23 protein-coding genes and 1 tRNA gene are annotated in these 25,647 nt (G+C 61.8%); 17 read left to right on the plus strand and 7 right to left on the minus strand.

All coding sequences use genetic code 11. The annotated features are described in order from the left end of the window. Nucleotide 1: 1 nt before the first annotated feature. Together secD and secF are read left to right on the plus strand one after the other, a co-directional pair. Entirely contained in the window at nucleotides 2-1,876 is a 1,875-nt protein-coding gene (gene secD, locus ACJO2E_RS06445; RefSeq protein WP_406962954.1) for a protein translocase subunit SecD, read from the plus strand. After that, complete coding sequence (secF, locus tag ACJO2E_RS06450; protein ID WP_406962956.1) at nucleotides 1,869-2,828, plus strand: protein translocase subunit SecF; 960 nt, start codon at nucleotides 1,869-1,871, stop codon at nucleotides 2,826-2,828. The genes secD and secF overlap by 8 nt, the downstream gene beginning before the upstream one ends. 94 nt (nucleotides 2,829-2,922) lie before the next feature. On the opposite strand, the gene ACJO2E_RS06455 is transcribed toward secF, so the two are convergent. Beyond that, nucleotides 2,923-3,723 (minus strand): inositol monophosphatase family protein, encoded by an 801-nt coding sequence (locus ACJO2E_RS06455; protein WP_406962958.1) that lies wholly within the window; start codon nucleotides 3,721-3,723, stop codon nucleotides 2,923-2,925. 217 nt (nucleotides 3,724-3,940) lie between these two features. Between ACJO2E_RS06455 and trmJ the strand changes: the two genes are divergently transcribed. The 13 genes from trmJ to der all read left to right on the plus strand — a co-directional run bounded on the left by trmJ (nucleotide 3,941) and on the right by der (nucleotide 16,897). After that, nucleotides 3,941-4,786: a tRNA (cytosine(32)/uridine(32)-2'-O)-methyltransferase TrmJ gene (gene trmJ / locus ACJO2E_RS06460; RefSeq protein WP_406962960.1), complete on the plus strand. Its 846-nt coding sequence runs from the start codon at nucleotides 3,941-3,943 to the stop codon at nucleotides 4,784-4,786. After that, entirely contained in the window at nucleotides 4,779-5,558 is a 780-nt protein-coding gene (cysE, locus tag ACJO2E_RS06465; protein WP_406962961.1) for a serine O-acetyltransferase, read from the plus strand. The genes trmJ and cysE overlap by 8 nt, the downstream gene beginning before the upstream one ends. 111 nt (nucleotides 5,559-5,669) lie before the next feature. Continuing rightward, the gene (gene iscR / locus ACJO2E_RS06470; protein WP_406962962.1) at nucleotides 5,670-6,170 is read left to right on the plus strand and encodes a Fe-S cluster assembly transcriptional regulator IscR; all 501 of its coding nucleotides are present in this window, start codon (nucleotides 5,670-5,672) and stop codon (nucleotides 6,168-6,170) included. Between the two features lie 13 nt (nucleotides 6,171-6,183). After that, nucleotides 6,184-7,356 carry an IscS subfamily cysteine desulfurase gene (locus ACJO2E_RS06475; RefSeq protein WP_406962963.1) on the plus strand — a complete coding sequence of 391 codons (1,173 nt, stop codon included), beginning with the start codon at nucleotides 6,184-6,186 and terminating at the stop codon, nucleotides 7,354-7,356. 120 nt (nucleotides 7,357-7,476) lie between these two features. Further along, nucleotides 7,477-7,905, plus strand: a complete 429-nt coding sequence (gene ndk, locus ACJO2E_RS06480; RefSeq protein WP_328186832.1) for a nucleoside-diphosphate kinase — start codon at nucleotides 7,477-7,479, stop codon at nucleotides 7,903-7,905. Between the two features lie 53 nt (nucleotides 7,906-7,958). After that, nucleotides 7,959-9,071, plus strand: a complete 1,113-nt coding sequence (gene rlmN, locus ACJO2E_RS06485) for a dual-specificity RNA methyltransferase RlmN (RefSeq protein WP_406962965.1) — start codon at nucleotides 7,959-7,961, stop codon at nucleotides 9,069-9,071. Nucleotides 9,072-9,098: 27 nt separating this feature from the next. Beyond that, entirely contained in the window at nucleotides 9,099-9,929 is an 831-nt protein-coding gene (gene pilW, locus ACJO2E_RS06490) for a type IV pilus biogenesis/stability protein PilW (RefSeq protein ID WP_406962966.1), read from the plus strand. Further along, complete coding sequence (locus ACJO2E_RS06495; RefSeq protein ID WP_406962967.1) at nucleotides 9,916-11,013, plus strand: RodZ domain-containing protein; 1,098 nt, start codon at nucleotides 9,916-9,918, stop codon at nucleotides 11,011-11,013. Before pilW ends, ACJO2E_RS06495 begins: the two co-directional genes overlap by 14 nt. 80 nt (nucleotides 11,014-11,093) lie before the next feature. Then, entirely contained in the window at nucleotides 11,094-12,212 is a 1,119-nt protein-coding gene (gene ispG / locus ACJO2E_RS06500; protein WP_406962969.1) for a flavodoxin-dependent (E)-4-hydroxy-3-methylbut-2-enyl-diphosphate synthase, read from the plus strand. 42 nt (nucleotides 12,213-12,254) lie between these two features. Then, complete coding sequence (hisS, locus tag ACJO2E_RS06505; RefSeq protein WP_406962971.1) at nucleotides 12,255-13,538, plus strand: histidine--tRNA ligase; 1,284 nt, start codon at nucleotides 12,255-12,257, stop codon at nucleotides 13,536-13,538. An 83-nt stretch (nucleotides 13,539-13,621) separates the two neighbouring features. After that, on the plus strand, nucleotides 13,622-14,281 hold the full coding sequence (locus ACJO2E_RS06510) for a YfgM family protein (protein WP_406962973.1): 660 nt from the start codon (nucleotides 13,622-13,624) through the stop codon (nucleotides 14,279-14,281). Next, nucleotides 14,281-15,450 (plus strand): outer membrane protein assembly factor BamB, encoded by a 1,170-nt coding sequence (gene bamB / locus ACJO2E_RS06515; protein ID WP_406962975.1) that lies wholly within the window; start codon nucleotides 14,281-14,283, stop codon nucleotides 15,448-15,450. The genes ACJO2E_RS06510 and bamB overlap by 1 nt, the downstream gene beginning before the upstream one ends. Nucleotides 15,451-15,478: 28 nt before the next feature. Then, nucleotides 15,479-16,897 carry a ribosome biogenesis GTPase Der gene (gene der, locus ACJO2E_RS06520; protein WP_406962977.1) on the plus strand — a complete coding sequence of 473 codons (1,419 nt, stop codon included), beginning with the start codon at nucleotides 15,479-15,481 and terminating at the stop codon, nucleotides 16,895-16,897. 73 nt (nucleotides 16,898-16,970) lie between these two features. Here der and pta read toward each other — a convergent pair whose 3' ends face one another. The 3 genes from pta to ACJO2E_RS06535 form a co-directional block, all read right to left on the minus strand. After that, entirely contained in the window at nucleotides 16,971-19,118 is a 2,148-nt protein-coding gene (pta, locus tag ACJO2E_RS06525) for a phosphate acetyltransferase (RefSeq protein WP_406962979.1), read from the minus strand. Nucleotides 19,119-19,137: 19 nt separating this feature from the next. Further along, entirely contained in the window at nucleotides 19,138-20,349 is a 1,212-nt protein-coding gene (locus tag ACJO2E_RS06530) for an acetate/propionate family kinase (RefSeq protein WP_406962981.1), read from the minus strand. 104 nt (nucleotides 20,350-20,453) lie between these two features. Then, nucleotides 20,454-22,859: a bifunctional diguanylate cyclase/phosphodiesterase gene (locus ACJO2E_RS06535; RefSeq protein ID WP_406962983.1), complete on the minus strand. Its 2,406-nt coding sequence runs from the start codon at nucleotides 22,857-22,859 to the stop codon at nucleotides 20,454-20,456. 311 nt (nucleotides 22,860-23,170) lie between these two features. On the opposite strand from ACJO2E_RS06535, the gene ccoM reads away from it, so the two are divergent. Then, nucleotides 23,171-23,308, plus strand: a complete 138-nt coding sequence (gene ccoM / locus ACJO2E_RS06540) for a cytochrome c oxidase subunit CcoM (protein ID WP_406962985.1) — start codon at nucleotides 23,171-23,173, stop codon at nucleotides 23,306-23,308. A gap of 11 nt (nucleotides 23,309-23,319) precedes the next feature. On the opposite strand, the gene ACJO2E_RS06545 is transcribed toward ccoM, so the two are convergent. From ACJO2E_RS06545 to ACJO2E_RS06555, 3 genes are all read right to left on the minus strand, one after another. Continuing rightward, nucleotides 23,320-23,395 (minus strand) — tRNA-Glu (locus ACJO2E_RS06545). 277 nt (nucleotides 23,396-23,672) lie between these two features. Continuing rightward, nucleotides 23,673-24,581, minus strand: a complete 909-nt coding sequence (locus ACJO2E_RS06550) for a TIGR01777 family oxidoreductase (protein WP_406962987.1) — start codon at nucleotides 24,579-24,581, stop codon at nucleotides 23,673-23,675. After that, a complete protein-coding gene (locus ACJO2E_RS06555; protein ID WP_406962989.1) occupies nucleotides 24,574-24,951 on the minus strand; it encodes a sirohydrochlorin chelatase in 378 nt (125 codons plus the stop codon). Before ACJO2E_RS06555 ends, ACJO2E_RS06550 begins: the two co-directional genes overlap by 8 nt. 86 nt (nucleotides 24,952-25,037) lie before the next feature. Between ACJO2E_RS06555 and ACJO2E_RS06560 the strand changes: the two genes are divergently transcribed. Next, entirely contained in the window at nucleotides 25,038-25,646 is a 609-nt protein-coding gene (locus ACJO2E_RS06560) for a DUF924 family protein (RefSeq protein ID WP_406962990.1), read from the plus strand. Nucleotide 25,647: the final 1 nt, after the last annotated feature.

Here is a 25,647-nt window from a genome sequence, read left to right on the forward strand (position 1 = left end):
TATGCTGAACAAGTATCCGCTTTGGAAAAATCTGCTGATCCTGGTCGTGCTGGCGATCGGGTTTGTCTACGCCTTGCCGAACGTTTTCCCCGATGACTACGCGATCCAGATTACCGGCGCCCGCAGTGGCACCGAGATCAGTCAGGCCACCGTGGAGCGGGCAACCGGCGCCCTTGAGGAGGCAGGAATTGCCATCAAGGGGGTTGATCGGGAAGAGCGCAGTGCGCTGATTCGCGTCAACAGTTCCGATGACCAGCTTCAGGCGCGGCCGATTGTTCAGCAGGCCCTGGGTGATGACTACCTGGTTGCCCTCAATATGGCCGAGTCCACGCCGGACTGGCTCAAGGCCGTGGGGGCAGGGCCGATGAAACTGGGTCTGGACCTCCGTGGCGGTGTTCACTTCCTGTTGGAGGTGGATATGGAGACGGCGGTTACCCAGCGACTGGAGGCCACGGCAAGCCAGATCAAGCGGGAGCTGCGCGAGGAGCGTATCCGTTATCGCGGCGGCGAGGTGTCCGACGACAACCGTATCCAGCTCTCCTTCCGAAATGAAGCGGATCGGGAGGAGGCCTTTGATCTGGTCCGGGGTAACTATAACGAGTTCCTGCTGGATGAGCGTACCGAAGGCGATGAGTACCTGCTGGACCTGAGCCTCTCCGAGCAGGAGGTCCAGCAGATTCAGGACTATGCCATCGAGCAGAACCTGACCACCATCCGCAACCGGGTCAACGAGCTGGGTGTGGCGGAGCCGCTGGTCCAGCGCCAGGGCGCCGACCGTATTATCGTGGAGCTGCCCGGGGTTCAGGATACCGCCCAGGCCAAACGGGTGCTGGGTGCCACCGCCAACCTGGAATTCCGGCTGGCGGCGCGGCAGGACGCACCGGCGTCCGCCACCGAAACCTATCCCTTCCGTGACGAGCCGGGCCGGACCGCCCGCCTGGAACGTGATGTGATCGTCACCGGTGAGAATGTGGCCAATGCCAGTCAGGGTTTTGACGAGAACGGTATGCCCCAGGTCAACATCACCCTCGACGGTGTTGGTGGAGACCTGATGACACGTACCACCCGCAATGCCGTCCAGCGCAGCATGGCGGTGCTGTTCATTGAGTTCCGTACTGAAACCGAGCAGGAGGTTGTGGGCGGCGAGGTGGTCACCACGGAAGAGCGTGTGGAAGAGCGCAGCATCATCTCCCTGGCGACCATCCAGTCCACGCTGGGGGCCAGCTTCCGTATCACTGGCCTGGATTCCATCCATGAGGCCTCGGAGCTGGCCCTGTTGCTGAGGGCCGGTGCCCTGGCGGCGCCCATGTACTTCGTGCAGGAACGCACCATCGGCCCCAGCCTGGGGCAGCAGAACATCGACGCCGGGTTCATGTCGGTGGTGGTCGGCTTTATCCTGGTGCTGGTGTTCATGGCGGTGTTCTACCGCCTGTTCGGGCTGGTGGCGAATGTGGCGCTGACCCTGAACCTGATGCTGCTGCTGGCATGCATGTCGATCATCTCGGCCACCCTGACACTGCCCGGCATCGCCGGTATCGTGCTGACCGTGGGTATGGCGGTGGACGCCAATGTGCTGATCTTCGAGCGAATACGGGAAGAGCTGAGGGAGGGCGTCGCGCCCCAGTTGGCCATCAATGCCGGCTACTCCCGCGCGTTCGTGTCCATCGTGGATGCCAACATCACCACCTTCCTGGTAGCCATTATCCTGTTCGCCATGGGCTCCGGCCCGGTCAAGGGCTTCGCGGTGACCCTGAGCATCGGCATCGTCACCTCGCTGTTTACCGCGCTGGTGGTGAGCCGGGCGATGATCAATGTACTTCACGGAGGCCGGAAGGTCGAAAAGCTCTCGATCGGAGGCAAACTGGCCAATGTCTGATACCCGTACCGATAAGTTCGATTTCATGAGCCTGCGCAAGGTATTTGCGACAGTCTCCATACTGCTGGTTATCGCGTCTGCAGTGCTGCTGGGTGTGCGGGGCCTGAACTTCGGCCTGGATTTCACCGGCGGTACCTCGGTGGAGCTGGAATACGCCCAGGCGCCGGAGCTGGATGATGTCCGCTCCGCCCTGTCCGATGCCGGTTACACCGACTACGTGGTGCAGAATTTTGGTTCCGACACCCTGGTGCTGATCCGGATGCAGGAGGCAGGGGACGACGAGCTCGGTCTGCGTATCCTGGCGGACATCCAGGAGCGGACCGACAGCAACGTCACACTGGTCAGTTCGGAATTCGTTGGCTCCCAGGTGGGGGACGAACTGAAGGAGAACAGTGGCCTGGGTATGTTACTGGCCCTGGCGGTGGTGCTCATCTACGTGGGTATGCGCTTCCAGTTCAAATTCGGTATTGCCTCGGTGATTCCGCTGGCCCACGACGTGATTATCGTGCTGGGCCTGTTCGCGCTGTTCCAGTGGACCTTCGACCTGACGGTGCTGGCTGCGTTGCTGGCGGTTATCGGTTACTCCCTGAACGATACCATCGTGATCATGGACCGTATCCGGGAGAATTTCCGTAAGCTGCGGATTGATGACCCCGAGGAAACCGTGAACCGGTCAATCCACGAAACCATCAACCGGACCATCAATACCTCGTTGACCACCTTGCTGGTGCTCATGGCCCTGTATTTCCTGGGCGGGGCAGCCATCAACAACTTTGCCATCACCCTGGCGATCGGTGTCATTGTGGGTACCTACTCGTCCATCTACGTGTCGGCGAACCTGCTGGTAGCCCTTGGCGTTACCCGCACGGATATGGTCGTGCCGCCGAAGGAGGGGGTTGCTGGTGAGCAGCCGGAGGAAGAGGAGCCCCCCGAGTGGCTTAACCGGATGTGACATGTCGCTGCTTATGGGCACAAAAAAGCCGGGTCTGGTAACATCAGCCCGGCTTTTTTCATGTTTGCGGAATCAATCTGTCGTGATCCCCGTTTCAGCGGGGCAGTCGCGCCTGGAAGGGGTGAAGGGTGCGCAGCACTTCCCGCATCAGCTTGGGGTTGGCAATAGCCAGCTGGCGGGAGTCGGTGCTGGCGGGGTTGCCGGAAAAGTCGCTGCTGAGTACGCCAGCCTCATTGGCCAGGGCCAGGCCGATGTCCCGGTCTTCCGGGGTGGGGCGGAACAGCACCACGGCATCCAGGTGGCCCGCCGCCACCCGTGCGATGTCCAGGACGCTGCAGCCGGCGCTGCGGAGCTGGCCTGACTGGCTGGCCAGCGTGGCCGACAGTTCGCCCCAGATCAGCGGGTCCTCGGCGCCACGGGCCTGATCCAGCAGGTTCGAGGTAACCACCGCCTCGCTGAGGTGCTTGATCTCGCTGGCGCGCATGCGACGGCTGTTGAGAGCTGCACCACGACCGCGACTGGCGGAGTATTCCTCGCCGGTGACGGGGTTGATCAGCAACAGATTCTCGGTCCGGTTGTCCTTCTTCTGGACCAGTGCCACCACGAACTCCGGAATGCCCCGCAGCAGGTTCTCCGCACCCAGCACCGGGAAGATATGCCAGCTCAGCGTGTGACCATCGGCGCTGCTGTCGTCTGCGGGGGCGATGTAATGGTCCTTGTAGGCCTTCTGGAGCTGCTCGGCGAAGTTCTCGTAGATCTTGCCGGTCACCCGATCCAGCTGGCGCTGGCGATCACCGGGGTCGTTGCCGGCGATGTCCTGGCGTTCGAAGTGGGCTTTCAGGTAATCGGCACCCTGGCGCGCAACGCGCAGGGCCATTTTAATGGCTGGTTGCATCGGACTCTTCAGTATCTGGAGTGATCAAAGGCGCGATCATAGCAAATCGCGGGGGGGCCTTAAACGTTTTTCGGCTCCGTAAAGACCCGCATGGCGGGCATTTTCGCTGGCCTGGCGGGGCTTTATCCGTAGAAACCGGGGCCCAAATATCAGCGTGTTCTGGTAACATATGTGGCCTTTCCACTATTCGCGATGTTAATGCCGGACACAGATAGCCATGCACAAGCCCGCCCTCCCAAGTACCTTTGACCTGCCGGCCCGGGACTATGTCCGTGTGGTTATGGTGGAAACCTCCCACTCCGGGAATATCGGCGCGGTGGCCCGGGCCATGAAGAATATGGGGCTGGGCAACCTGTGGCTGGTCAATCCCACCTCCTTCCCGGACGAGACATCCTACGCCCGTTCCGCTGGTGCGTCCGATGTGCTGGATCACGCCCGGGTGGTTCCCTCGCTGGATGAGGCCATTGAGGACTGCGTCCTTGTGATGGGCACCAGTGCCCGTGGGCGCAAGGTGCCCTGGCCGGTGATGTCACCAACGGATGCCGCCCGCCAGGTGGGTGAATACCACGGCAGGGGAGAGGTGGCCCTGGTGTTCGGACGGGAGAATAATGGCCTCAGCAATGAGGAGTTACAACGTTGCCATGTGCACATACACATTCCCACGAACCCGGACTACAGTTCCCTGAATGTCGCCATGGCGGTGCAGGTGATGTGCTACGAAATTCGCATGGAATGCCTGCGGGGTCTTGAAAACAGCGAGAATAATCCACAACTCAAGGCTATTAACTCACCGGAGGATCCGGGCTGGGATGTACCGCCGGCCACCGTGGCAGAGCTCGAAGGCTTCTTTGATCATCTGGAGTCCACCCTGGCGGAGATCGAGTTCCATCGACGGGATAATCCCCGTCAACTGATGACCCGGCTGCGTCGCCTTTACCAGCGCGCACGGCCGGATCAGATGGAAATCAATATCCTCCGGGGCATCCTGACCGCGGTACAGAAATCGGCATCCGGCCAGTCGGTGGGTGCCGGCTCACGACAACAGGACCAGACAGATGTTTGAGCGAATCAAAGAAGATGTTGGCAGTGTATTCGGCCGTGATCCCGCCGCCAGGAATACCTTCGAGGTTCTGACCAACTATCCGGGGCTGCATGCACTTCTGTTCCACCGGCTGGCGCACCGCATCTGGAAAGCGGATTTCAAGTGGCTGGCACGAAGTATTTCCACCTTTTCCCGCTGGCTGACCGGTATTGAGATTCATCCCGGCGCCACCATCGGGCGCCGGTTTTTCATTGATCACGGCATGGGAGTCGTCATCGGGGAAACCACCGTGATTGGCGATGATGTCACCCTCTACCAGGGCGTCACCCTGGGTGGTACCAGTTGGAACAAGGGTAAGCGTCATCCCACCATCGGCAATGGCGTTGTGGTAGGTGCCGGTGCCAAGATCCTGGGCCCATTCGAGGTGGGGGAAGGCGCCAAGGTGGGCTCCAATTCGGTGGTGACCAAGGCGGTGCCGGCTGGCGCCACTGTGGTCGGCATTCCCGGCCGTGTGGTGGTCAAGAGCAAGGATGATGGTCGCCGCAAGCAGATGGAGGAACGCATGGGATTCGATGCCTACGGTGTGACCGAGGAAATGCCGGATCCGGTGGCCCGGGCCATGCGCAGCCTGCTGGATCACATGCATGCCGTCGACGAGCGTATCGAGAAGATGTGCACGGCCATCCAGAAGGTCAACCAGGATTATGTGGACAACGGTCGCTTGCCGCCACTGGACGCGGAGGAATTCGATTGTGTCCGGGATGATTCCGACGAGCCGGCGGAGAGCCGCTGAGCTGACGCGGGTGCCGGGGAGTGCACTGCGACGAATACTTGACCAAAACAGTAGGTCAATTCATACTCATCCAGTGTTATCTCCTGAATATTCTCAGCCGGGGCTGCCGTTATGCGACTGACAACCAAGGGCCGCTACGCCGTAACCGCCATGCTGGATCTTGCTCTGCATGGTGACGAGGGCCCGGTCAGCCTGGCGGACATCTCGCGGCGCCAGGGCATTTCCCTGTCATACCTGGAACAGCTCTTTGCCCGCCTGCGTCGGGAAAAGCTGGTCATCAGCGTGCGTGGTCCCGGAGGCGGTTACCGCCTGAGCAGGACCAACGACCAGGTATTCATTGCCGATGTGGTGGATGCGGTCAATGAGTCGCTGGACACCACCCGCTGCAACCACAAGGGCGACTGCCAGAACGGCGAGATGTGCCTGACCCACCATCTGTGGTCGGATCTCAGTGAGCAGATCCACCAGTTCCTCAGCCGGATCAGCCTCGCGGACCTGATGAACAAGCGCGAGATCCAGGCCGTCGCCAGCCGCCAGGATGGCAAACCGGAGCCAGAGAGCGCGGCGGATACCATCAATACCGAGCGCCTGGAAAACAGGGCGCCCGCCTGACACCGACAGGACCATGAAGACACCCATCTACCTTGATTACGCAGCGACGACGCCTGTGGACCCTGCTGTTGCAGAGGTTATGGCCGGCCACCTGACACTGGACGGCGTATTCGGTAATCCCGCCAGCCGTTCCCATGGTTTTGGCTGGCAGGCGGAGGCTGCCGTGGAGAATGCCCGCCGTCAGGTAGCCCAGCTTATCGGCGCCGATCCCCGTGAGATTGTCTGGACATCCGGTGCCACCGAGTCGGACAACCTGGCTATCAAGGGCGCGGTATCCGCCAACCGGAAGGAAGGTGTGCGGCCCCATATCATCACCTCCGTTATTGAGCACAAGGCGGTACTGGATACCTGCTCCTGGCTGGAAGGGCAGGGTTGTGATGTCACTCGCCTGACGCCGGATGCCACGGGTGTCATTTCGTCCGGCCAGGTGGAAGCGGCGCTGCGACCCGAGACCCTGCTGGTCAGCCTGATGCTGGTCAACAATGAGCTGGGAACGATCAATGACCTGGCGCCCATCGGTGCCATGCTGCGGGAGCGGGGTGTCCTGTTCCATGTGGACGCGGCCCAGGCGGCCGGCAAAATGCCGGTGGATGTGGTTGAACTGGGAGCGGACCTGGTCGCCCTGTCCGGTCATAAAGTCTATGCGCCCAAGGGTATCGGTGCGTTGTATGTTCGCCGCTCACCGGACGTGCGCATCGACGCGCAGATCCATGGCGGCGGCCATGAGCGCGGCATGCGCTCCGGAACCCTGCCCACCCACCAGGTTGCCGGTATGGGCAAGGCCTTTGAGCTGGCCGGCGCTGGGCTGGAAGAGGAGGCGGCCCATCTGGAGTCTCTGCGCACCCGCTTCCTGGAAGGTGTCGAGCCGCTGCCGGGCGTACGGTTGCACGGACACCGCGACAGGCGGGTGCCCGGCATACTGAACCTGGGATTCGAGGGTGTCGAGGCGGAGTCGCTGATGCTGGGGCTTCGTGAACTTGCCGTGTCCTCCGGCTCCGCCTGCGCTTCCGCCACCATGGAACCGTCCTACGTGCTGACCGGTATCGGGCTCAGCGATGGGGAGGCGCACGCCGGCCTGCGGTTCTCCATGGGCCGGTTCACCACGGCGGAGGAGGTGGACTATGCCCTCGAGCAGATCAACACCGTGGTCAGCCGTTTGAGGGAGCGCCGCCGCGCCTCTGCCTGATCACGGGTGCAGGTGTATCCAGTATTCTGTCAGGGGCCCGCTGTCGGTAGGCAGCCGGCCCCTTACTGCGTATAATCTCAGGCCGGAATTTTGTCCTGAAACCCAACTGGAGCAAACATTATGTCCAATGAGCGCACGCTCTCTATCGTCAAGCCGGATGCGGTTGCCAAGAACGTCATCGGCGAGATCTATACCCGCTTCGAGAAAGCCGGCCTGAAAATTGTCGCAGCCAAGATGATGCACCTGTCCCAGGAGCAGGCCGAAGGCTTCTATGCGGAACACAAGGAGCGCCCGTTCTTCCCGGATCTGGTGGCCTTCATGACCTCTGGTCCGGTTGTGGTTCAGGTACTGGAAGGCGACGGCGCCATCGCCAAGAACCGTGATCTCATGGGTGCCACCAACCCGAAGGAAGCGGAAGCCGGCACCATCCGTGCGGATTTTGCGGAGTCCATCGACGCCAACGCGGTTCACGGCTCTGATTCCGCGGCCTCTGCCGAGCGCGAGATTGCCTATTTCTTCAACGACAGCGAGATCTGCCCGCGCGGCTGATGCTGTCCGGGGCGACTCCGGTCGCCCCGCCTGTTATCCGATCGAGACTGACCATGACTGCTGCTGTAGAAAAGACCAACCTGTTGGGAATGCCCAAGGCCAAGCTGGAGGCATTCTTCGAGTCCATGGGGGAGAAGCGTTTCCGCGCCACCCAGGTACTGCAGTGGATTCATCAGCGTGGTGCGGATGACTTCGATCAGATGACCAATATGAGCAAGGCCCTGCGGGAAAAGCTCAAGGTCGTGGCGGAGATTCGTGGGCCGGAAGTGGTCTACGACGAAACCTCGAAGGACGGTACCCGTAAATGGGTCATGCGCATGGATTCCGGCAACAGCGTGGAGACGGTGCTGATTCCCGATGGTGAACGGGGCACCCTTTGCGTCTCGTCCCAGATTGGCTGCAGCCTGGATTGCACCTTCTGTTCCACCGGCAAGCGGGGCTTCAACCGCAACCTGACCGCCGCTGAGATCATCGGCCAGGTATGGGTGGCGCGCAAGGCCTTCATGCCCTTTGATCCCAACGCTGACCGGCCCATTACCAACGTGGTCATGATGGGCATGGGAGAACCGCTGCTCAATTTCGACAATGTGGTTGATGCGATGAACCTGATGATGGAGGACCTGGCCTATGGTATCTCCAAGCGTAGGGTGACGGTGAGTACGTCAGGCGTTATCCCGGCACTGGACCGCCTGGGCGAGGTCAGTGATGTATCCCTGGCTATTTCGCTGCACGCCCCCAACGATGAGCTGCGCAACCAACTGGTGCCGCTCAACAAGAAATATCCGATTGCCGATCTCCTGGCGGCTACCCGCCGGTATCTGAGCGGTTTGCCCGACAAGCGCAAGGCCACTATCGAGTATACGGTGATCGAGAATATGAACGACCAGCCCGAGCATGCCCGGGAGCTGGCCAAGGTACTGCGCGGCCTGCCGTGCAAGATCAACCTGATTCCCTTCAACCCGTTCCCGGAGAGCGATTTCCGTCGCCCGAGCATGAATGCCACCCGTCGTTTCCAGAAAATTCTCAACGAAGCGGGCTACATCACAACCATTCGCACCACAAGAGGCGATGATATTGACGCCGCCTGCGGCCAGCTTGTTGGTCGCGTGGAAGATCGGACCCGGCGCAGTCAGCGCTATATTCCGGTTCAGCAGATGACTCCCTAATACTTGTTCAGGTTTCAGGAAAACACCATGCCCACAGAGTTGTTGTCCCAAGGATTATCCGGTCGATTCCGAACGTTCCCGTCTGTGTGCGTGTTGGTGCTGATCAGCCTGCTTGCCGGCTGTGTTACGGTATCCGACAGTCGGTTTGCCCGTGAAGAGGACGAAGACAAGGCGGTGGACAGCTATGTGCAGCTGGCAACGGCCTACCTGTCCCGGGGCAACTACGACCGATCGCGCCGGCACCTGGAGCGTGCCCTCGAACTGCAGCCGGACAATGCAGCGGCACTGGCCACCCAGGGGCTGCTTTACCAGACCGAAGGTGAACCGGAACTGGCGGAAGAAGCCTACAGGAAGGCCTTGCGAAGTGATTCCGGCTATACTCGCGGACGCGTCTTCTACGGGGCCTTCCTGTATGGCAATGACCGTTTTGAGGAAGCCCAGGAGCAGTTCCAACTGGCCAGCCGGGATACCGGCTATGATGATCGCGCCTCGGTGTTCTACAACCTGGGCCGGGCCAGTGAACAGATGGGTGATACAGACAGTGCCGTTGAGGCCTATCGCCGCGCTCTGGAACTGGGCCGAGGGGATCCACGCTGGACGCTGGCGTTGTCCCGTTCCCTGGTGGCCAATGGCGACTACGCGGCGGCATCCCGTTACTACGGCCGCCTGCTGAGCATGATGGAGCGCAACCCCAGGCTTGAGCATACTCCGGAAAGCCTGCTGGTAGGGATCCGGATTGCCCGGCACTCCGGCAACTATGACCAGGAATCCAGCCTGGCGCTGTTGCTGCGAAACCGTTTCCCGGATTCAGAGCAATACAGACAATACAAGGTACTAACGGCCGATGACAACGGATAACGCCAGCCAGGATGCCCGGCAGCCAACGGTAGGCGAGCGACTCCGGCAAGCTCGGGAAGTCGCCGGGCTGTCCGTGGCTGAAGTGGCGAACAAACAACATCTCAGGCCCGCTATTATCAGTGCTATCGAAAGTGGCGACTATGGCCGGATCGATAGCGAACTGTTCCTCAAGGGCTATGTGCGTGCCTACGCGACCCATGTGGGCATTGACCCGGAGAGTGTGATTCGGCAACTGGACAAGGAGCTGGAACCCCTGAGGCAGGAGCAGAAGGCCCGGGTTGAAGCCAGCCCCCTGGTCGATATCGAGCGGCGTAAGCGCCGCAAGCGCCGGATCGCCAAGGTGGTGCTTCTGCTGGTGGCGGCGGTAGTGGTGTTCTACGCTGGCTCCCTGTACCTGGCGGACGGTGATATGGCCGGTCCTGCGACAGTGGACGAGGCGGATGAGTCCATGGCCGGATCCGACAATGACGTCTCAGAGTCAGCGGCGTTGTCCGGTGACACCAGTGAAGAGACGGCTGTGCCGTCGACGAATGATGTGGATTCGGAAACCTCATCCATCGGGGCAGGCAGTGACGACAGCCTCAGCAATGGTAACGCCATAAGCCGGGAGGAAATCCCGGAGGGCGATGAACCGTCCGCCGCCGACGCCTTAGATGGTACCGGGTCGGAGTCCTCATTGGCTGGCGAAACGATAGGCCGGGCTCCGGGTACGGAACCCCCGTCGACGGTATCGGCTGAATCGGCCAGCGACCCTGAAGCGGCAGAGGATACCGGTTCGGCACCGCTCGTAACCTCGGCACCCCTGCCCGAGACGGACCCCGCCCCCCCTGTCGACAGTGAGGGGCGACTGGTGATGGAATTTTCGGGGGATTGCTGGGTCGAAGTCCAGGATAGCACCGGGCGTACCCTGGTCGCCGAGTTGCGCAGGGCCGGTGAAACCCTTGACGTTAACGGTGAGTCGCCGTTAAGGGTGGTGATCGGGGCGGTCAGTGCCGTGTCCGACCTCCGTTACAGCGGCGAAACCGTGGACCTGGCCAGTCAGCGGCCCCGGAACGACCGGCTGGTGCTGAACCTGTCGGACTGACCGTCATACAGGTGACCCCGTAACCGGGTAGCCTGGAGCATGGCGACTCTTTCATTACTTTCACATCGGTTTGACCGTTTATGAAGCTCGAATCTCCCATTAAAAGACGCAAGTCACGGCAGATCATGGTGGGTAATGTGCCCGTGGGTGGCGATGCCCCCATCGCGGTACAGAGCATGACCAATACGGAAACCTGCGACGTTGATGCCACCGTGGCCCAGATCGAAGCCCTGCAACTGGCTGGTGCCGACATTGTACGGGTGTCGGTGCCCTCCATGGACGCTGCTGAGGCGTTCGGAAAAATCCGGCAGCGGGTGTCGCTTCCGCTGGTCGCCGATATCCACTTTGACCACAAGATCGCCCTGCGGGTGGCGGAGCTCGGCGTTGACTGCCTGCGCATCAACCCGGGCAATATCGGCCGTGAGGACAGGGTCAGTGCCGTTATCCAGGCGTGCCGTGACCGTGGCATTCCCATGCGCATAGGCGTCAACGCCGGCTCCCTGGGCAAAGACCTGCAGCGTAAGTATGGTGAGCCGACGGCGGATGCGCTGGTGGAATCGGCCATGCGCCATGTCGATATCCTGGACAGGTATGACTTCCAGGATTTCAAGGTGAGCCTGAAGGCGTCAGAAGTCTTTATGACGGTGGATGCCTACCGCAAGATTGCCGGTCAGATTGAACAGCCCCTGCATCTGGGTATTACCGAGGCAGGCGGCTTCCGGTCCGGTACGGTCAAATCGTCGGTGGGCCTGGGGATGCTGCTGATGGACGGTATCGGCGATACCATCCGGGTATCCCTGGCGGCAGACCCGGTTCAGGAAATCAAGGTCGGTTTCGACATCCTCAAGAGTCTGCGCCTGCGTAGCCATGGCATCAATTTCGTGGCCTGCCCGAGTTGTTCCCGCCAGAACTTCGATGTGATCCAGACCATGAACGATCTGGAAGCTCGCCTTGAGGACGTCAACGAGTCCCTGGACGTGGCTATTATTGGCTGCATTGTCAATGGACCGGGCGAAGCCAAGGTGGCGGACCTGGGCCTGACCGGTGGCTCACCGAAAAACCTGTTCTATGCCGCTGGTAAACCCAACCAGAAACTGGACAATGCCACCCTGACCGACGACCTGGAACGGCTGATCCGCGAAGAGGTGGCGCGCCGCAAGGAACAGGAAGACTCGATTATCGCGAAATCCGGCCAGTAGCCAGGGCCTGGCCGGCGTCATAAACACGAATAAGGTTTTACTTTGGCTAAGATTCAGGCAATTCGCGGGATGAACGATATCCTGCCCGAGCAGACCCCGGTGTGGCAGTTTCTCGAATCCAGGGTGAGGGACGTACTCGGTTCCTATGGCTACCAGGAAATCCGTATGCCGGTGGTGGAACACACCGAGCTTTTCCGGCGTTCCATTGGCGAGGTGACGGACATCGTCGAGAAGGAGATGTATACCTTCGACGATCGCAACGGGGACAGCCTGACGCTTCGGCCCGAGGGCACCGCTGGCTGCGTGCGCGCCGCGGAGGAGCATGGCCTGCTGTTCAACCAGAGCCGGCGCCTTTGGTACACCGGTCCCATGTTCCGTCATGAACGCCCGCAGAAGGGCCGCTACCGCCAGTTCCACCAGGTTGGCGTGGAATGCTTTGGTATGGATGGTCCGGATATCGATGCGGAACTCCTGATCCTCACCGCACGACTGTGGCAGTCCCTGGGACTGGCGGATCATGCCCGTCTGGAGATCAACAGCATCGGCACGTCCGAGGCCCGGGCCGAGTACCGCCAGGCACTGGTGGATTACCTGGGAGACTATCGTTCCGACCTGGATCCGGACAGCCAACGCCGGTTACTGGTCAATCCTCTGCGCATCCTGGATTCCAAGAACACGGAAACCCAGCGGATCCTGGAGAATGCACCGGTACTGGACGATTACCTGGACGATGAATCCCGTGAGCACTTTGAACAGCTGACCGCGCTACTGGACGCGGCCGGCGTGCCCTATACGGTAAACAACCGGCTGGTCCGGGGGCTCGACTATTACGGCAAGACCGTGTTCGAGTGGGTGACCGACAGTCTTGGGTCCCAGGGCACCATCTGCGCCGGGGGGCGCTACGACGGCCTGGTGGAGCAACTGGGTGGTCGGCCTACGGCTGCCGTCGGTTTTGCCATGGGCATCGAGCGCCTGATCCTGTTGCTGGAGACCCTTGAACTGGTGCCGGAGGAGGTCAATGCCGACGCCGATATCTATGTGACCGCCATGGGAGACGTTGCAACTACTGAGGCCTTCCGGGTCAGCGAGATGCTGCGCTCCGAACTGCCGGGGCGCACCGTGGTGACCCATTGTGGCGGCGGCAGTTTCAAGAGCCAGATGAAGAAGGCCGATCGCAGCGGCGCCCGGGTGGCGGTCATTATTGGCGAGAATGAGATCAACGAGGGTATCGTCGGCCTCAAGTACCTCAGGGAGGAAGGCGAACAGGAGCAGGTACCCCGTGACCAGGCCGCCAGCCACCTGGCCAGCCGGCTGGGATTGGCCTGAAAGCCGTCATAACCGACGGGCCAGGATCATAAGCGCTCTCAAGATCATAAGCACAACAGGAAAGGACACTCATAGGAGTCACCATGGCCGAAATGCGGACCGAAGAAGAACAGATTGAAGCCATCAAGCAATGGTGGAAGAAGAATGGCAGTTCGCTGCTGATCGGGGTCGGCCTGGCCCTGGCCATCGTGTTTGGCTGGCAGGCGTGGCAGAACCACCAGGCCAACGTGCAGGCCGAGGCTGCCGCCGATTTTGCCGAGCTTATGCGGCAGGCCCAGCAGGGCGGCGACACTGAGGAGGACCGGGAATCCATTGCCTATCTGGCCAACCAGGTTCGCGAGGAACACGATGGCACCACCTACGCGGTCTACGCCATGCTGATCCTGGCGAACCAGCAGATGATGGCGGACGGTGACCCGGCCGCGGCGGCGGAGACCCTGCAATGGGCACTGGATCAGACCGGTAATGGTGAAGCCCTGTCACTGGTGGTGCGGACACGGCTGGCCCGGGCACAGTATGGCGCCGGCCAGTACGACGAAGCCCTGGCAACGGTGCGCGGCGCTGACGATACCGGCGCATTCGAAGGCATTCTGGCGGAGCTGGAAGGGGATATCCTGATTGCCAGTGGCAATACCGATGCCGCCAGGGACGCCTATATCCGGGCCCGTGATGCCGGTGGCGAGGCCGGTATTGGACTGTTGCAGCGCAAGCTGGACAGCCTGGGTATAGGGAGCGACGCCTGATGCCCATGAAGTTCCTGAATCCTGTGATGAATCCGCTGCTGGTACTGACCGTTGTGGCATCGCTGCTGGTGGGGTGCAGTTCCACGGAGAATTTCGAGGAGCCGGACCCGGTGCCCGAAGTGGTGTCGACGGTGACTCTCGAAACCAAGTGGTCACTGACGGTTGGTGATGGGCATGACGGGCAGTACCTCCACCTGGAGCCAACCATCATCGGGGGCAGTCTCTATGCGGTGTCCTCCGATGGCGAACTGCTTGCCGTCGGTCCGGCCACCGGCGACGTACGCTGGCGCCGTGAGCTGGAGCGGACCATCATGGCGGGCGTGGGTGGCGACAGTCGCCATCTTTACCTGGTCACCGGTGATGCGGAACTGCTGGCCCTGGACCGTGACAGCGGCGATGAGGTCTGGCGGCTGCGTATGCCCAACGAGGTTCTGGCGCCGCCCCAGTCCAACGGTAACCTGGTGCTGACACAGACCATCGACGGCAAGGTGGTGGCGGCGGACGCCGCCAGCGGCAAGCGTCTCTGGCAATATGACTCCCCGGCGCCGGCACTGTCGGTCCGGGATACCGGAGCACCGGTGGTTGGCGGGGAACTGGCCCTTGTCACGCTCGCCAATGGCCATGTGGTGGCCCTGTCCACCGCCAATGGCCAGCCCATCTGGCAGTATACGGTGGGCGAGCCGAGCGGGCGTACCGAGCTTGAACGACTGGTGGATGTCACCGCCAAGCCGGTGATCGTCGAGGGTGCCGCACTGCTGGCCGGCTACCAGGGCAAGCTGGCACTGGTGGAGATTCGCAACGGCCAGGAAATCTGGAGCCGTGCCACCTCCACCTTCCACAGTCCTGCTCTGGGGCCCCAGAAGGTCTTTATCGCCAAGGCCAATGGCGATGTGGTGGGCCTGGATGCCAGCACCCTGGAAGAGGTCTGGGTGCAGGATGCCCTGTCCTGGCGGCGGTTGTCGGAGCCGGCCACGATTGGCGACATGCTGGTGGTGGGAGACTTCGAGGGTTACCTGCACATCCTGTCCCAGGACAATGGCCAGTTGCAGGGCCAGCTCGAGTTTGATGACGAAGGCATCCGCTCACCCATGCTGCGCTGGGAGGACCGCCTGATTGTCTATGGCAATGGCGGTCGACTGGCGGTGTTCACCCTTGAGGATCGGGACTGAGTCCCCTCACTATCCAGGCAGGCACTGAATGACACCGGTAATCGCTCTGGTGGGCCGCCCCAATGTGGGCAAGTCCACCCTGTTCAACCAGATGACCCGATCCCGCGATGCGCTGGTGGCGGATTTCCCGGGCCTGACCCGTGACCGCAAGTACGGCGACGGCAACTACGAGGGTCATCGCTTCATTGTCATTGATACCGGCGGCCTTACCGGCGACGAGGCAGGCCTGGACGCGGAGATGGCCCGCCAGTCCATGCAGGCGGTGGAAGAGGCCGACATCGTGCTCTTCCTTGTGGATGGACGTGCCGGACTGACCGCCGGTGATGAAATGATCGCCGAGCATCTGCGCCGCACCGGCAAGCCGGCCCACCTGGTGGTGAACAAGACCGACGGCCAGGACCCGGATGTGGCCGCGTCCGACTTCTACACCCTGGGATTCGAATCCGTCTATCTGATTGCGGCGGCCCACAACCGGGGCATCCGCTCCATGCTGGAGCTGTTGCTGGGTGAGCTGGATGAGGCCGAGGAAGACAGTGCCGACAAGTATCCGGGCATTCGCATCGGTGTCGTGGGCCGGCCCAACGTGGGCAAGTCCACCCTGGTAAACCGCCTCTTGGGGGAGGAACGGGTGGTGGTCTACGACATGCCTGGCACCACCCGGGACAGCATCTACATTCCCTACGAACGCCAGGGCGAGGAATACACCCTGATCGACACCGCCGGTGTGAGGCGGCGCAAGAACGTCCGCGAGGTGGTGGAGAAGTTCTCCATCATCAAGACCCTCAAGGCGATCGAGGATGCCCATGTGGTGATCCTGGTGATCGATGCCCGGGAAGGGCTGGTGGACCAGGACCTGCACCTGATCGGCTTCGTGCTGGACGCGGGCCGCTCGCTGGTAATTGCCGTCAACAAGTGGGATGGCATGGAGCCCGACGAGCGCAGCCGGGTAAAGGAGCAGGTAAGACGTCGCCTTGATTTCCTCGATTATGCCGACAAGCATTACATCTCGGCCCTGCACGGCTCCGGCGTGGGCCTGCTGTACGACTCCATTGGCGACTGCTACGAGTCAGCCATGGCCAAGTGGCCCACCAACCGCCTGACCGAGATCCTGCAGGACGCCGTGTCACAACACCAGCCTCCGATGGTCCAGGGACGCCGGATCAAGCTGCGTTATGCGCACCAGGGTGGCTCCAATCCACCGGTGGTGGTGGTCCACGGCAACCAGACCGATGCCTTGCCGGGGTCCTACAAGCGCTACCTGGAGAATACCTTCCGCAAGGTGCTCAAGGTGAATGGCTCGCCCATCCGTTTCGAGTTCCGTTCCGGCGAGAATCCCTATGCCAACAAGGTGGATCGCCTGACTCCGAGGCAGAAGGTGAAGCGGGACAACGACCTCAAGCAGGGGCGGCGGGTCAAGAAGCCAAGGATGAAAAGCAAGAAGAAGTAAGCGGCGTCAGAAGCAGCCGGAGCAAAAAGGCCAGGCACCCTCAATGAATGGGCCTGGCCTTTTTCGTGGGGGCTCAGCTGTCGGCGGCGGCTTCCGCCTGGGCGGCCTGCACACCGGTCAGGGCGATGGTGAACACGATATCGTCCACCAGGGCACCCCGGGACAGGTCGTTCACCGGCTTCCTGAGGCCCTGGAGCATGGGGCCGATACTCACCACGTTAGCGCTGCGCTGAACCGCCTTGTAGGTGGTGTTGCCGGTGTTCAGGTCCGGGAAGATGAAGACGGTAGCCTTGCCCGCGACGGGGCTGTCCGGCGCCTTGCTCCTGCCCACGTCGGCAATGGCCGCCGCGTCGTACTGGAGCGGTCCGTCGATCACCAGGTCCGGGCGCCGCTTCCGGGCGATTTCCGTGGCTTCCCGAACCTTGTCCACATCCGCACCACTGCCGGAGCTACCGGTGCTGTAGCTGATCATGGCGACCACCGGTTGCACACCAAAGGCCTTGGCGGAATCCGCGCTCTGGATGGCGATATCCGCCAGTTCCTCGGCATTCGGGTCCGGGTTGATGGCACAGTCGCCGTAAACCAGTACCTGTTCGGGCAGCAGCATGAAGAAGACGGAGGACACCACCTCGGCATTGTCCGCCGTCTTGATCAGTTGCAGGGCAGGGCGAACGGTATTGGCGGTGGTGTGTACGGCACCGGACACCAGGCCGTCGGCCTCGTTCTGGGCCACCATCATGGTACCCAGCACCACATTGTCCTCCAGCATGGCTTCCGCCATATCCGGTGCCAGGCCCTTGTGTTTGCGGAGTTGCACCATGGGGGCCACATACTGCTGGCGTACGTCGGCGGGATTTATGATCTCCAGGCCCTCCGGCAACGGCAGGCCCTGGGATTCCGCCACCGCCTCGATGTCTTCCCTTTCGCCCAGCAGGATACAGTGGGCCAGCTCCCGCTGGGTACAGATAATGGCGGCCTGCACGGTCCTCGGTTCGTTGCCTTCCGGCAATACAATACGTTTGCCGGCCTGTCGGGCCAACTGGGAGAGCTGGTGGCGGAAGGCCGGCGGCGACAGCCGGCGTAACCTCTCAACCTTCAGGTGCTGCTGCAGCCAGTCGGCGTCCAGCCGCGATGCTACAGCTTCCATGACTTTTTCGATCCGGTCCGGATCGTCTGCCGGAACCACGCCGGGCAGGTTGGCAAGCTGGTGGGCGGTTTCATAGGTATTGGTGTCCGTCCTGAGGACGGGCAGGCCGGTGGCCAGCCCGCGACGGCAGAGGTCGATGGTCCGCTGGTCCGGCATCAGTCCGCCTGTGAGCAGCAGACCCGCCAGGGGCACCCCGTTAAGGGCGGCCACGGCGGTGGCCAGCAGGATGTCCTCCCGGTCGCCCGGGGTAACGATCAAGGCGCCCGGCCGCAGGGTGTCCACCATGTTCGGAATGGTGCGGGCACATACCGATACCTTCTGTACCCGGCGGGTGCCCATTTCCCCTTCGTGGAGGATGTCAGCGCCAAGGTCCCTGGCGATGTCCGACATGCGCGGTGCCAGTAGCTCCGGCTGCCAGGGGATGCCGGCCAGCAGTCGCAGGCGACCGGAACGGAAGATCTCGCAGTCAGTGTCGTAATCCGGCGTCTCCACCGGCTCCCGGCGGTTGAAGGAAGGGAGCATGCCGGTCTGTTCGGGTTTGCCCAGTTTGTTGAGGACCACGCCAATCACATCCGGATCTCCGGGATCGGCGAACAGCCGCGCGGAGAAATCCAGCCATTCGTCGAGTTCCCGGCAGTCCCGGCCATCGGGAGAGCAGACCAGGATCACCTCGGAGCCAAGATTGCGCGCCATCTCCACATTCATGCGGGCAGTGTAGGCCTCGCTGCGGTCGGGCACGAGTCCCTCCACGATAACTACGTCCACATCCCTGGCCACGTTCTGGAACCGCCCGACCATGCCCTCCATGAACTCATCGGCCTTGCCCCGGTTCAACAGGTTCTGGGCCTCCTTGAGGGAAATCGGGTTGGGGGGATCCAGGTCGGAGCGGGCCCTGACGAAGGGAACGGAGAAATCCTCCCCTGACTGGTCGCCGGAGGACCGGGCCGGCTGGCTCACCGGCTTGTAGAACCCGACCCGGACCCCGACCCGGTCCAGGGCCCGGAGCAGGCCCAGACACACGGAGGTGAGGCCGCTGTTAAGTTCCGTGGGGGCGATAAACAGACTTTTTGCCATGGCAGCGGTGTTCCTTCAGTCAGTGGTTTGGGGCGGTCGTGGGCTGGTGCTCGTCGGACGCCAGGGCGAGGGCTTCCCGGGCAATCATGGCTTCTTCCCGGGTGGGAATGACCAGTACCGGGAAGCGGCTGTCATCGGCGGATATCCGACCGTTCCGAGCCCGGCCATGGTCTCGGTTGCTGTCGGCATCCAGCCGGAAACCGGCCAGGGTAAGGTGCTCTACGGTCCGGGCACGCACCTCGGCGCTGTTCTCGCCGATGCCTCCGGTAAACACCAGGGCGTCCAGACGGTCAAGGGACACCATCATGGCACCAATGTAGCGGGCCAGCCGGAAACAGAACACCTCGAAGGCATCCCGGCAATGGTCATCGCCCTCGTTGGCTGCCTTCAGGAGGTTGCGCATGTCGCTGGTGCTGCCGGAGAGCCCCAGCAGTCCGCTCTCCCGGTTGAGGATACGGTGGGTTTCCTCCGGCTCGATCCCCTTGTCGGCCAGGAAATCAAACAGGCCAGGATCCACATCGCCACTGCGGGTGCCCATGACCAGGCCTTCCAGGGGCGTCAGACCCATGCTGGTGTCCACGCTGCGGCCGTCACGGATGGCGGTGATGCTGCAACCGTTACCCAGGTGGGCGGAAATAATGGACGTGTTGTCGGTTGTCTTGTCCAGTCGTCGGGCGGATTCCTCGGCCATGTACTGGTGGCTGGTGCCGTGAAAGCCATAGCGGCGTACACCCCAGTCCTCGTAGAAACGCCGTGGAACCGGGTAGAGCCAGGCGTGGCGCGGCAGGGTCTGGTGAAAGGCGGTATCGAACACGGCGACCTGCGGCACCCGGGGGAAAAGCTCCCGGGCCGCTTCGATGCCGGCGAGATTCACCGGGTTATGGAGCGGGGCCAGGCTGGCGCAATCCTCAATGGCCCGGATGACGTCGTCATCCAGCAGCGCGGCACGGTGGAAGGCCTCGCCGCCATGGACCACGCGATGGCCGATGGCCAGTGGCGCCTTGCCCAGGTGCCCCTGTTGCTGCAACCAGCGGATGCTGTCGGTCAGGGCCTGACGGTGGTCCGCGCCTTCAGGCAAGTGGATGGGGTCGTGCCCCTCCGGTACCAGCCGGGCCCCTTGCTGGCCAATCCGCTCCGCCAGGGCGGACACCCGGAGCTCGCCATTGCGGTCGAACAGCGCAATCTTGACGGAGGAACTGCCGCAGTTTATGACCAGAACCTGATCATCCATGCTGTCGATATCCTTGATTTGATTCATGTATACACGATGACTGGAGCCAGGATAGCTTACCGGCGCCGGATCGACTTGAACAGCGTTGGCAGGAAGGGCAGGCGCTATCGGGTACGCATCCAGGCCAGGAATTCGGCCTCGGGCAGGGGCCGGCTGTAGAAGTACCCCTGGGCAAAGTCACAGTTGTGGGTCTTCAGGAAATCGGTCTGTGCCTCTTCCTCCACGCCCTCGGCCACCACGGTGAGGCTGAGGCTGTGGGCCATGGTGATGATGGCCCGCACCAGGGCGGAATTGTCACCGGATACCTGCACGTCGCCAATAAAGGACTTGTCGATCTTCAGGATGTCGAACGGGTAGCTCTTGAGGTAGCTTAACGCCGAAAAGCCGGTGCCGAAATCGTCCACCGACAGCCGGAGCCCTGCCTTGTCCAGTTCGTGGAGAATGGCCGCCGTCTCAATGCTGTTGTCCAGCAGCAGGCGCTCGGTGATCTCCAGTGCCACCCGTTCCGGCGGCATCTTGCTGTCGTTCAGAGCCTGCAGCGTGCAGCTGACGAATTCCGGGTCCCGGAACTGGCGTGGAGAGACGTTCACAGCAATGGTCAGTTCCTTACCGGTAGCCTCCTGCCAGCGCCGATTGGCAGCGCAGGCCTGCTCCAGCACCCAGCGACCAATGGGGATGATCATGCCGGTCTCCTCGGCAAGGGGGATAAAACGGTCGGGCATGACCATGCCCATCACAGGATTGTTCCAGCGCAGCAGCGCCTCGGCACCGGTCACCTCGCCGGAGACCGTATCGACAATCGGCTGGAACCAGAGTTCGAATTCATCCAGTTCCAGTGCCCGCCGCATTCGCGACTCCATCTGCAGGCGTTCGTGGGACAGTTCCTTCATTTCCGGGGCGAAGCGTTCCCAGGCGCTCTTGCCCTTGTGCTTGGCCTCGTACATGGCGGCATCGGCATTCTGGAGCAGGGTGCCGGTGTTATCGGAATCCGATGGGTAGATGGCGATGCCGATGCTGGTGGTGACGAACACTTCCTGTCCCCCCAGCACAAAGGGTGAGCCGAATCCGCCGAGGATACGCTCCGCCACCTGCTCGGCGCCGTTGGCGTCCTTCAGCCCCGGCAGTAGCACCAGGAACTCGTCTCCGCCGAGACGAGCCACGGTACTGGTGCCCCGCAGGCAGGAGGAAATCCGTCGTGACGCCTCCACCAGCAGGTTGTCGCCAGCGTCGTGCCCCATGGTGTCGTTGATGTGCTTGAAGTTGTCCAGATCCAGGAACATGATCCCGACCAGGCTATATTCACGCTGGGCCTGGGCCACGGCGAGTTTGAGGCGGTCCAGGGCCAGCATCCGGTTGGGCAGCCCGGTGAGGATGTCGTAGTTGGCCTGCCGCAGCAATTGCTGTTCATAGCGCTTGCGAATGCTGATGTCCTCGCCAATCACCAGGAAGTGGCTGATGCGCCCGCCGTCGTCCTTGATCGGTGATACCACGATTTGTTCCCAGTAGCGGTCACCGTTGCGGCGGACACTGTTGACTTCCCCCTGCCAGACGCCGACCCGCTGGACCTGGACGCGGATGGTCTGCCATAGGCTCTGGCTGTCCCGATGGGCATGAGCACCCAGGGAAAGCTCACCGGGGCGATGTCCGAGCACCTGGTCGGCCGGGTAGCCGGTGAGCTGGGTGAACTTGTGGTTAACGAACTCGATACGCCACTGCCGATCACAGATCATCACCGAAGACGGGCTCTGCTCCACGGCCATGGACAGCTTGCGTATTTCTGTCTCGTCCCTTTTTCGTCGATCCAGGTCTTCCCCCAGACGTTCCCGCATCTGGTTGAAAGCATCGGTGACCTGGGCCAGTTCATCGGTGCGGTGCCGTTTTCGGTCGGAGCGCTCCAGGCGCAGTGGCTGGTCCAGGTTGTCCAGCGAGAAATTCCGGGCGTACCGGGCCATATGACTGAGGTGGCGGGTCACCATCTGGCGGAAGATCCACACGATCAGGATGGCTGTCAGGAACGTCTTGATGAACTGGGTGGCCAGAGTGATCCAGATCTTCTGTTCCAGTTCCCGGTAGGTGCGCTCCAGGGACGCGGTGACGGTCAGTTCGCCCAGCTCGGTCTGCAGGGCGCCGTTATGGGAGATGATGAAGCGGTGTTCCCGGGTGGAGGCCTCGCGGTCCGGGCTTTCTCCCATGACGAGTTCCGAGTCCGGATAGATGCGAAGGCGCAGGTGGATGATATCGGGCAGGGAGAGAATGCCTTCCATCTGTACCTCCAGCAGGTTGCGGTCCAGGGCCCACAGGCTGCGGGAAAGGCTGGAGCGATAGCCGCTTTCCACCACCTCGAAGCGTTCCTCGATAGCAGCCACATCCTTCTTGAAGTCACTGTAGATCTGTAAACCGGAGGCAATCAGCGTGAATGCGGAACTGAACAGCAGGATATAGGCCAGCAGACGGAACGACAGGGGCGAGCCGCGGCGGAACTGCTGAAGGCGCGAAATAAGTCTGAGCATCCCGTTTGTCTGAATGTCTTCCCGTATGCGATGTGGCAGGCCAGGGCTCTGACTCCTTGACGACCCCTTATTGTGGGCCAGGCGTCAGTTCCGGCCACGGCAGGTTATTATTATGTAACCTCTGGAAAATATAGCAGTCGGGCATCGGCCTTGTCCCGTCCATCGGGAAAATGTGCCGGGAACAGCGCGAAAAGGCGTTTTATCCCGGTTGATACAGGTCAATACCGGACTATCCAGGCCAGCGTAACCTGAACTCGTAACAGGATCCTGCAGGTATCGGGGATTATGGCGGGCTACAGAGGAGTAATACGATGTATTGGGATGCCGTGGTTATTGCCGGAATGGGAACGGTACTTCTGATGGTCGGCTTTATGGCGGCCGTGGGGTGGTTTGTGGTGCGGGATGCGAGGATAAAAGCCGGGGTAAAGCACAAGTCTCGCGATCGTTAGCAGGAAATGAGTGGCGTCCCCTAGGGGGTTCGAACCCCTGTTGCCGCCGTGAAAGGGCGGAGTCCTGGGCCACTAGACGAAGGGGACGCATTCCTCAAAAACCTTGCCTCGTCGAGGTGGCGCGTATATTAAGAATGCGCCCTGCGGCTGTCAACGGTTGGTGCCGAAAAATGCCAGTTTTTTTGCCTGGGAGTCTGCGCGGTAGAAATCGCGCCAGGCGAGAGCGTCCCACTTTGAGGCCATTTTGACGGTCATTTGAGGCGCATAGTGGTTCTATGTAACGAAAATGAGCGCTCAAAAGGGGCCAAAGTGGGGCGGTCGCAGCGGTGCGACTTTCTGCCGCGCAGGCTCCTGGCCACGGCTATTACTTACCCAGGGCATGCTTCAGGGCGGGCTCCAGTTCCGGGTAGGTGAACCGGAAGCCCGATTGTTCCAGACGTTCGGGAACGGCTCTCTGGCCGGTAAGCAACAGCCGTGACATCTCTCCCAGGGCCAGCTTCAGCACCACCGACGGCACCGGGAATACCGCCGGGCGGGAGAGCACCTTCGCCAGGGTCCTGGTGAAGCCGCTGTTGGTCACCGGATTCGGGCTGACCACATTATAGGCACCACTGGCGCTTTCCGTGGCCAGCATCCACAGGATGGCGTTGACCACGTCACAGCGGTGAACCCAGGGCATATACTGCTGTCCATCACCGATGCGTCCGCCCAGACCGAGCCTGAATGGCAATACCATCCGCTCCAGAAAACCGCCATCGGGGCCGACCACAAGCCCGGTCCGCGAATAGCACATCCGTACTCCCTTATCGGCCAGCACTGCTGCGGCTTTCTCCCAGTCGGCGCACAGCCGGTGGCTGAACTCGTCATTGGGGACGGCGTCCTCGTTCACCGTGGTATCGCCCTGGGCGCCGTAGTACCCCACGGCCGAGCCGGATACCATGACCTCAGGCAGCCGGTCGCAGCGTAGCAGGGCGGAAACCAGTTCCCGGGTCAGGGCGATCCGGCTGTCCCGCAGCACCTGTTTGCGATGCTCGGTCCAGCGTTTTTCGGCAATGCCCTCGCCCGCCAGGTTGACGACGGCGTCATAGCCGGATCCTTCGCCAATATCCGTCAGGTTCCCTATCGGGGTTACCTGGCCGCAGATCGCTCGCACGTTCTCCGGCGACTGTCGGCTCAGTACATCCACCTGGTAGCCGGCATTGAGCAGTTCGGGGCAGAGCACACGACCGATAAAGCCTGTGCCGCCGGTGACCAGTATGTGTCTGTCAGGCATTGGCTTCCTCCAGGGTCCCCTGGACGATGTCCCTCAGGGCAAGGCCGAGGCGGGGATCTTCTCCGATGGGGGGGAGCAGGGTGACGTCCACGCCGTAACGCTGGCGGTAGTCCTCCAGCATGGCGGGCACATCCTTGCGCAGATGACGACCGGCCGCCAGGAACAGGGGAACCACCCGGACGCTGGTGACGCCGTCGGCCACGGCCTCTCGGATTTCGGTCTCCAGCGATGGCTCCGCCAGTTCCATATAGGCCACGCGGGCCTCGGGCAGGGACGCCAGGGTGGGGGCGGCCAGGGCTTCAAATGTCTCGCACCAGCGCTGGTCGCTGCTGCCATGGGCCAGTAACAGGATCCGTGTGGGTGCCGTCATAGGTGATCTGCTCCTTTGGATACGACCTCAACCAGTGTATAACTGCGGGATTACGACTGCGAATTTCAACAGTAACCGGAGGAGTTATGTTCGCATGGCATGAACTTCTGGATTTCTGGTTTGGCCCATTGGATGAACATGGGCTGCCGGACCGGGAGCATCGGGAGCGCTGGTTCCGTTCGTCACGGGCCTTTGATCAGGAAATCCGCCGGCGTTTCCTGTCCATGGTCCTGTTTGCCTCCGAGAATGGCCTGGAACAGTGGCGGACCGAGCCCGGGGGACGGCTGGCGGAGATCATCCTGCTGGATCAGTTTACCCGGAACATCCACCGTGGCGGCGCCATGGCGTTCTCCAACGATGCTCAGGCCATTCGCCTGTGTCTGGAAGGGCTGGAGGCAGGGGCCGATGTCCGGCTGGTACCCATCCAGCGGGCGTTCCTGTACATGCCGTTACAGCATTCCGAAAAGCTGACCCACCAGGATCGCTCGGTGGCGCTGTATGACCAGTTGGCCGCTTCCACGGATGGACCGCTGGGTACGTTCCTCGGCAGCTTCCTGGAGTCCGCCCGAGAGCATCGCGCTGTGATCGAGCGGTTTGGTCGCTTTCCCCATCGAAATGGGGCACTAAAGCGGCCATCGACACCGGAGGAGCGGGATTACCTGGGGGCCGGAGCCAGTACCTATGGGCAGGCATGAG

It is taken from the genome of Marinobacter shunpengi (genome assembly GCF_045449695.1).
Taxonomy (GTDB): domain Bacteria; phylum Pseudomonadota; class Gammaproteobacteria; order Pseudomonadales; family Oleiphilaceae; genus Marinobacter.